The 8050-nt window shown below is 69.6% G+C and carries 9 protein-coding genes; 6 read left to right on the forward strand and 3 right to left on the reverse strand.

Going from position 1 to position 8050, the window contains the following annotated elements; genetic code table 11:
- Nucleotides 1–86 precede the first annotated feature (86 nt).
- Both D7X12_RS36240 and D7X12_RS36245 read right to left on the reverse strand, forming a co-directional pair.
- Nucleotides 87–707, reverse strand: a complete 621-nt coding sequence (locus D7X12_RS36240; protein WP_120629776.1) for an MPN domain-containing protein — start codon at nucleotides 705–707, stop codon at nucleotides 87–89.
- Nucleotides 704–1669 (reverse strand): 3-hydroxyacyl-CoA dehydrogenase family protein, encoded by a 966-nt coding sequence (locus tag D7X12_RS36245; RefSeq protein WP_120629777.1) that lies wholly within the window; start codon nucleotides 1667–1669, stop codon nucleotides 704–706. The genes D7X12_RS36240 and D7X12_RS36245 overlap by 4 nt, the downstream gene beginning before the upstream one ends.
- 205 nt (nucleotides 1670–1874) lie before the next feature.
- On the opposite strand from D7X12_RS36245, the gene D7X12_RS36250 reads away from it, so the two are divergent.
- The 6 genes from D7X12_RS36250 to D7X12_RS36275 all read left to right on the forward strand — a co-directional run bounded on the left by D7X12_RS36250 (nucleotide 1875) and on the right by D7X12_RS36275 (nucleotide 7237).
- Nucleotides 1875–2471: a fimbrial protein gene (locus tag D7X12_RS36250; RefSeq protein ID WP_120629778.1), complete on the forward strand. Its 597-nt coding sequence runs from the start codon at nucleotides 1875–1877 to the stop codon at nucleotides 2469–2471.
- Between the two features lie 60 nt (nucleotides 2472–2531).
- Nucleotides 2532–3095: a tRNA-uridine aminocarboxypropyltransferase gene (locus tag D7X12_RS36255; protein WP_120629779.1), complete on the forward strand. Its 564-nt coding sequence runs from the start codon at nucleotides 2532–2534 to the stop codon at nucleotides 3093–3095.
- 145 nt (nucleotides 3096–3240) lie between these two features.
- Nucleotides 3241–3816, forward strand: coding sequence for a hypothetical protein (locus tag D7X12_RS36260; protein WP_120629780.1), 576 nt, complete (start codon nucleotides 3241–3243; stop codon nucleotides 3814–3816).
- Nucleotides 3817–3932: 116 nt separating this feature from the next.
- A complete protein-coding gene (locus D7X12_RS36265; RefSeq protein WP_120629781.1) occupies nucleotides 3933–4331 on the forward strand; it encodes a hypothetical protein in 399 nt (132 codons plus the stop codon).
- 130 nt (nucleotides 4332–4461) lie between these two features.
- Entirely contained in the window at nucleotides 4462–6267 is a 1806-nt protein-coding gene (locus tag D7X12_RS36270; RefSeq protein ID WP_120629782.1) for a DUF885 domain-containing protein, read from the forward strand.
- A gap of 76 nt (nucleotides 6268–6343) precedes the next feature.
- Nucleotides 6344–7237 (forward strand): bile acid:sodium symporter family protein, encoded by an 894-nt coding sequence (locus D7X12_RS36275; RefSeq protein ID WP_120629783.1) that lies wholly within the window; start codon nucleotides 6344–6346, stop codon nucleotides 7235–7237.
- A gap of 4 nt (nucleotides 7238–7241) precedes the next feature.
- Here the strand turns inward: D7X12_RS36275 and D7X12_RS36280 are convergent, their stop codons facing one another.
- Nucleotides 7242–7871, reverse strand: coding sequence for a class I SAM-dependent methyltransferase (locus D7X12_RS36280; RefSeq protein ID WP_244224992.1), 630 nt, complete (start codon nucleotides 7869–7871; stop codon nucleotides 7242–7244).
- Between the last annotated feature and the right edge of the window lie 179 nt (nucleotides 7872–8050).

The raw sequence follows: 8050 nt of genomic DNA on the forward strand, positions 1-8050 counted from the left end.
GGCCATGGGCAGGAGGGTGTCAGACAGTCTGACACCTGTCCAAAGCGAACCCCCCGGCCTGGAGCGCATGCCCGCCTGCCGGCCGCCTACGCGGAGGACGCCCGTGTCCTGGGGGCACGGGCTTCGGGCTCCGGGGTGCCGAAGCGGAGCGCCAGGGGGCGGCTGGGGGCGTCGGCGTCGGTGGGAGCCGTCCATGCCCCGAGCGCGTGGTAGAGCCGGCCCTCGCGCCGCTCCAGGTAGAGGATCATGTTGAGCGGCCAGCCGGCGCCGTGGAACAGGTGCCGGTCCATGGGCGTGGGCTCCTGGCTCACCCGCAGGCCGCGCTCGTGGGGCGGACCGATGCGGTGCCAGTCCGGGTGCAGGTGGATGGAGCCGAGCACCTCCAGCCCCTCGGCCTCGGCCTCGGCGGTGATGCGCAGCAGCTCCTTGGGCTCGCACCAGTAGCCGCGCCGTCCGTTGGCGTAGCAGGCGCCGAAGCGGGGGATGATGGTGGCGTCGAACTCCTGGAGCACGGAGTCGTCCGTCTCACGGATGTTGGCGGCGAAGCGGACGCGCTCCACCCGCATCGCGTCGTCCACGAAGCGCCCCAGCAGGACGGCCCAGCTCCGGGGCGGCAGCTCCGGGGTACACGCCAGGTACTCGCGGGTGGCGTCCGCGAGGAAGTCCGACAGCACGTCTGGATCCAGCAGCACGCACTCCGCGCTCATTCCGGCGTCTCCAACGTGGGGCTGGGGAGGCGGCCTTCGGCCCGGTCCTCGCGAAGCTGGGTGATGAGGCTGCGGGCGACGCGCTCCTCGAAGGCGGCGGTGGCTTCGGGCGTCCAGGTGTAGAAGCCCTGGCCCGTCTTCAGGCCCAGCTCGCCGCGCTCCACCTTCTGCGCGAGCACCGGGGGCACCGGGCGCCCGGCGTTGCGCATGACGCCGGTGACGAGATCCAACCCCGCCAGGTCCAACCGGTCGAAGATGCCGGACGCGCCGAATCTCCGCCCGATTCCCTGGGTGAGCACGCGGTCCACCATCTCCGGCGTGGCGACGCCTTCCTGCACCAGCCGGATGCCCTCGCCGATGAGCGCCTGCAGCAGCCGCGGGCCCACCGAGCCCGGCACGTCCTTCGCGAACACCACCGGCGCCTTGCCCACCTCCACGAGGAACCGCCGCACCGTCTCCACGACGTCGGGGGAGGTCTTCTCCCCGGGGATGACGTCCACGACCGGAATCAGGTGCGCCGGCAGGTAGTAGTGCGCCGCGAGGACGCGCTCGGGCCGGGTGCAGTCGCGGGCCAGCGCCGTCACGCTCAGCGCGGTGGTGTTGGACGCGAGCACGGTGTCCGGCGCCGCGAGAGCGTCCAGCTGACGGAAGACCTCCTGCTTGAGCACGAGGTCCTCGGGCACGGACTCGAGGATCAAATCCTGGCCCACCGCGGCCTCGGCGAGCACCGTGGTGCGCCGGATCCGCCCGAGCGCGGCCTCCTTTTGCGCCGCGGGCAGCAGCCCCGTCTCCACCAGCAGCGCCGCGTCCCGCTCCAGCTTCACCCGCGCGCGCTCGCTGCTGTCCTGACGCGTGTTGTAGAGCACCACCTGCCTGCCGGTGATGGCGAGCTCGAGTGCGATTCCGCACCCCATGGCTCCGCCACCCACCACGCCTACCTTCATCAGCCGCTTGTGTCCCATGGCGACGCAGCGTCGCCGCGTCCGCGTGGCGGAGGCAATCCCTCCTTCACGCGCACGGCGCTTCGGACGGATGCGGTGAAGGTGCGCTGCAATTGTCCACGTCCACGCCCCAGCTCGGCTCCTGCCGAGCGTCTGGCCTGGAGGCGTGCGCCCGGGAACTCGGGTAGCTTCATCGCGCAGCAGCCAGGGGAGGGGAGCGCTCAGGATGCCCACGAAGTGGTCGACCGGCTCCCGTCGGAGGGGGATCCTCTTCACGCTCGGACTGCTGGCCCTCCCGTGCCTCGGGTGGGTGGTCGTCAGCACGATGCGCAACGTCATCCGGTTCAATCAGCGCTCCCGGGCGGCGGAGTGCAGGTCGAACCTGAGGAACTGGTACAGTGCGCAGCAGTTCCACTTCCGGAACACGCGGACCTACGAGCCCGTCTTCGCGACGGTGGGCTTCGCGCCCGAGCGGAGCAATCGCTACGCATACTTCGTCGGCGAGGGGCCGATGGAGGTTCGGGAGGCAGCGCGCAGCGTGCTCCCCGAGGGGGCGGTGTCCATTGGCGTGGACACGTTCCGGTTCAGCGCGGCGCGCCCCATTGGCATTGAGGCGCTTCCCCCGCGGGTGAAGGCGCGGCTCGGCGTCACCGGCACGTGCCCTGACTGCAACATCACCCTGGCGTGCGCAGGGAACACCGACGACGACGCGACCCTGGATGTCTGGGTGCTCTCCACCGGACCGCTGGACCTCCAGGACGTGGACGGAGAACCCGCCGAGCCCGGCATCCCCCTGCAGCTGGTGGACGACACGCAGCGCTGACGTGCCGCGGGCGGAGTGAGGACTTCTCTTCCCGCGGGGGCCGGCCCAGGATGACGGAGGATGCCTCCCCGTTCACCCCGCTGTCCGCGTTGCAACCTGGCCCTCCACCTGTGCCTGTGCGCGGAGATTCCCCGCGTGGAGACGCGCACGCGGATCCTCCTCCTCCAGCACGTGATGGAGGTCGCGAAGCGCAGCAACACCGGGCGCGTGGCCGCGCTGGCGCTCGCGAATGGGGAGCTGCTCATCCACGGGAAGCAACCCGAGGCCTTCGACATGGCCGTGCTCTCCGAGCCGGGCACCTGGCTGCTCTTCCCGGATGGTCCCACCGCGCCGCCGGGCGCCCCTCCTCCGAGGCAACTCGTGGTGCTGGACGGGAACTGGTCGCAGGCGCGGCGGATGACCCAGCGGCTCCCCGCGCTGCGGACGCTCCCCCGGCTGGTGCTGCCGCCGCCGGAGCCCGGGATGCTGCGGCTCCGTGAGACGTCGCATCCGTCCGGGATGTCCACCCTGGATGCCATTGCCCGCGCGGTGGCCCTGCTCGAAGGACCGGAGGTGGCGGCCCCGCTGGAGCGGCTGGCCGCGCTCCGGGTGCAGCGCATCGCCGACTGCGGGACGCTGAACTGAAGCCCCCGGGGCGCCCTGAATGGAGGCCTTGAGGAAGTGCGTGTTCAGGCCTCCCCCACCACCCACGCGCCCACCTTTGCCGCATACTGAAGCACCCGGTGCCCGCGCGGGCCTTCGTCCCCGCGCGGGCCCATTGGAGCCCTCCATGGGAAATGCATCAGGCAGGCAGAAGCAGAAGCCGCTCATCCTCGGTGGGGTGCCCAGCACCGAACCCGGCGCCTTCAAGGTGACGTTCTCGGAGCAGACGGACCACGAACTGGCCACGCTGGCGGAAGGCGGCAAGACCAATGCCTACCATCTGCCCTGGAAGGATGGGGCCTGTACGGAATGCGAGATCGATCTCGCCAGTGTCCAGCTCAAGTACTTCTTCACCGCCAACCTGAGCGGATGCAGCCTCTGGTACAAGTTCAACAGCGGCAACATCGTGATCCGACACGAAGCCCGGACCGACTCCGTCAGCCAGAACCAGCACCGCATCGCCGGCTTCAAGTGCGTCGTCGACAGCAGCGCGAACAAGAATGACGTTCAGCTCTCGGTGGATCCAGACACCCAGCTCAGGACCGCGCGGTTCTACGTCGTCTACGCCCTCTTCGATCATGAGTCCGGGGCCATCGACTTTCGCCCCCAGCACGTCCAGCAGACGAAGAACCTGTTGTCCCGGGTCGAGACCTACGAACTCCTCAAGGTCGACGCCGTCGTGATTCCCTTCCCCAAGGGATAGGTGGCGCCACGCACCTGTTCGATCCTCCCCTCAAGAGTCGGCGTTTGGATTTAATTGTGCTTAATCCCGGTTAATCGCGTTGACGACTAGGGTGGCTCGCTTCAAGGAGCCAGACCATGTTGAAGCGATTCATCCAGCCGTTGTTCCTGGGAGTGGTGGTGTTGGGGCTCTCCGCGTGTGGCGGCGAGGGGCTCGAGGAGGCTCCGGGCCTGGAGTCCTCCGCTCCCGAGGCCGCGGAAGCGCAAGCGGACGAGGTGGGCGAGGTGGAGCAGCGCGTCTGTTCGGTGGGCTCGTACACGGGCGGCTGCCGGGACTACGGCAGCGGTGGCTACCTGGATTCCAACTGCTCGATTCCGACCCCGTACATGTGGAGCTTCTGGAACTGTTCCCAGTACCAGTACGGCTCCGGCCCGACGGCCCAGTACTACCGCCAGTACTGCTTCGACAAGCAGCTCTACGTCTGCGGTAGCAGCAAGAGCGTGCCCCCCACGGCCCGCTGCCAGCAGAACTGCTAGCGCGGCCCCGGGCGTGAGTCACCGCCCAGGACCTGGTCCCCGCCGCGGTGTTCCGCGGTGGGGGCCCCCCTGCCGCTTGTCGCGACAGGGCCCTTGGGCGACGCTCCGGCGTCCCTTCCCCCGAGGCTCCATGAACGCACTGCGCCCCACGAGTGTTCTCGCCGCGTTGCTGCTCTTGTCCCCTGGCTGCACCACCTCGCGCCCCCCGGCCCAGGCGGAGTCCCCGGCCACACCGGCCACCCAGGCCGCCACGCCCGCGCTGGCCCCCGCCCAGGTGGCGCTGCGCGCCTTCGTGGACGCGCACTTCGAGGAGCACTTCCGCCGCTCGCCCATGTCCGCCACGTCCGCGGGCGTCCACACCTACGACGGGGAGCTGCGCGGCTTCCGCCCCGAGGAGCGGGCGTCGAACCTGGCGTACCTGAAGGAGCGGCTCGTGGCGCTGCCCCAGGCCGTGGACCGCAACGCGCTGCCGCTGGAGGACCGGGCCGACTACGACATGCTGGCGAACCACTTCCAGGCGCGCATCCTGGACCTGGAGACGGTGCGCCCGTGGGAGCGCAACCCGAACACGTACCTGGGCTTCGCCTCGTCGTCCGTGTTCCAGCTCATCAACCGCGACTTCGCGCCGCTGGAGGAGCGGATGCGCTCGGCGGTGAAGCGCATGGCGGTGGTGCCGGACGTCTTCGCGGCGGCGCCGGCGAGCCTCCAGAACCCGCCGAAGCTGTGGACGGAGATCGCCCTGGAGCAGGTGAAGGGCACGCGCGCGCTCTATGCGCAGACGCTGCCGCAGGCCTTCGAGTCGGTGAAGGACCCCGCGCTCCAGGAGGCCTTCAAGAAGGAGCAGGCGCGGTGCCTTTCGGCCATCGACGGGTACATCCGCTTCCTGAAGGACGACCTGCTGCCCCGCTCGAACGGGGCCTTCGCCATCGGTGAGGAGACGTACCGCAAGAAGCTCCAGTACGAGGAGGGCGTCACCGAGAGCATCGACTCGCTGCTGGCCTGGGGCCACTCGGAGATGAAGCGCACGCAGGAGCAGTTCCGCCAGGTGGCGGGACGGATTGCCCCGGGCAAGGCGCCCATGGACGTGTACCGCGAGCTGGGCAAGGACCACCCGGCCCCCGGGGAGCTGGTGTCCACGACGACGGCGACGCTGGAGGAGATCCGCCAGTTCCTCATCGACCGCCGCATCATCACCGTGCCCAGTGAGGTGCGCGCGAAGGTGGCGGAGACGCCGGCGTTCAACCGCGCGCTGTCCTTCGCGAGCATGAGCACGGCGGGCCCGTTCGAGACGAAGGCGACGGAGGCGTACTACTACGTGACGCCGCCGGATCCGACGTGGAGCGCGGAGCAGACCTCGCAGCACATGAGCTTCTACAACCGCTACGCGCTGCCCATCGTCTCCATCCACGAGGCGTACCCGGGCCACTACGTGCAGTTCCTGTGGACACACCGTGTCCAGTCGAAGGTGCGCAGGCTCTTCGGCTCCGGCTCCTTCGCCGAGGGCTGGGGCCTGTACACCGAGCAGATGATGCTGGACGAGGGCTACGGCGGCACGGGTCCGCAGGCGGACCGGCTGCGGCTGAACCAGCTCGCGCTCTACCTCCAGCGGCTGGCGCGCTACGTGGCTGGCCTGTCGCTGCACACGCGGGGCATGACGTACGACCAGGCGGTGCGCCTCTTCGAGCAGGAGGCGTACATGACGCGCATCAACGCGGAGCGCGAGGCGCGCCGTGGCACGTCCGACCCGACGTACCTCGTCTACGCGCTGGGCAAGAAGATGCTGATGGAGCTGCGCGAGGAGGCGAAGGTGAAGTGGGGCAAGGACTTCACCCTCCAGCGCTTCCACGACGCGGTGGTCTCCCACGGCTACCCGCCCGTGCCCATCGTCCGCCAGCTGCTGCTGGCCGATGACGCGGCGCCTCCTGCGTCCCGCTGAGCGCTTCCGGCGGTCATCCCCCTGGATTCGACAGGCGGGCTTTCTGGCAGAGTGCGGTTTTCGCTGGAGGCCCGCCATGCAGAGCAGTGTCATCACCGAGGTGTTCCTGCCGATCGCGCTGGGTGTGATCATGCTCGGCCTGGGGCTGAGCCTCACCCTGGCGGACTTCCGCCGCGTGGCTGAGTATCCGCGCGCGGCGCTGGTGGGGCTGGGCTGTCAGACGCTGCTCATGCCGGTGGTCTGCTACGGCATCACGAAGGCCTTCGGTCTGCCGCCGCAGCTCGCCGTGGGGCTGATGCTGCTCGCGGCCTCGCCGGGCGGTGCGACGGCGAACCTCTTCAGCCATCTGGCCAAGGGGGATGTCGCGCTGAACGTCAGCCTGACGGCGGTCAACAGCGTGCTGTCGCTGTTCACGCTGCCGCTCATCGTGAACTTCTCCCTGCTGCACTTCATGGGGGAGGACCGCGCCATTCCATTGCAGTTCGCCAAGATTGCCCAGGTGTTCGCCATCGTCCTGGTGCCCATCTCGCTGGGGATGTGGGTGCGCGCGAAGCGGGCGGGGCTCGCGGATCGCCTGGACCGGCCGGTGCGCATCACCTCGGCGCTGTTCCTGCTCCTGGTGGTGATCGCGGCGGCGGTCAAGGAGCGCGCGCAGTTCGTCACCTACTTCCAGAGCGTGGGGCTCGCGGCGCTCGCCTTCAACCTGGCCAGTATGGCGGTGGGTTACGTGGTGCCGGGACTGCTGCGCGTGGAGCGCAAACAGGCGGTGGCGATCGCCATGGAGGTGGGCATCCACAACGGCACGCTCGCCATCGCCATCGCGTCCAGCCCGCGGCTGCTCAATGACTCGGTGATGGCCATCCCCGCGGCCATCTACAGCGTCATCATGTTCTTCACCGCAGCCGTCTTCGGAGCGCTCGTCGCCCGGAGGCAGGCCGCGGGCTCGGCGCCGGTCAGCCCCAGGCCTTGACGCCCTACGGGCTGGCCACCGGCTGGAGGAAGAGCAGGTAGTGGTCCGGGAGGCTCGTGTCCTCGGACACGACGGCGTAGCCCGCGGCCTGGGCGGCGGCGACGAGCGGTGGACGCATGGCCCTCAGGTGCGTCACCGCGATGCGGCCGTCAGGGGCGAGCGCAGGGCGCAGCCGCGTCAGGAAGGTCGCGCGGTCCGACAAGAAGTGGTCGACCTCGGAGAGCAGGATGAGGTGGTAGGTCCCCGCCTCAAGCCCTGGAACATCGGGTGCCGCCTTGCGCACCACGACGTTCTTCCGCTCGGAGACGCGCTTGCGAAGCCGCTCGAGGGCCTCGTCATTGATGTCGGTCGAGACCACCTGTCCCTTCGGGCCGACCGCATCCGACAGCCGCAGCGTGAAGTACCCGAGCCCGGCCCCGATGTCCGCGACGCGCTGTCCCGGTGCGATGCCCAGCGCGGCGATGACCCGCGCAGGCTGACGGCCCCGGTCATACGCGGCGTCAACGCCTTCGACTCCGCCGACCCCATGCAGCGGCGCTGGCTGTTCCGGCGCCGGAGCCTGCACCGGCGCGCGAGCGCTCTCACGGCGCTCCGTCTTGTCACTCTCGGGGCGACAGGCACCGCTCGTGGCCATGACGACAGCGATGCAATACCCCGCCCACGGGCGTGAGACGGTCTGAGCACGCATGCGCGTCATGGAGAGCACCGGACCTTGCAAGGGGTTGAGGGAGCAGCAGAGCAGGGAATCGCTCTCAGGTCGACCTCCTGGCGGGACCGGAAGTTCCGCCGATGCCACCTGAATCCCCGCCCTCC

Origin of the sequence: Corallococcus sicarius, from assembly GCF_003611735.1 — a bacterium.
Taxonomy (GTDB): Bacteria; Myxococcota; Myxococcia; order Myxococcales; family Myxococcaceae; genus Corallococcus; species Corallococcus sicarius.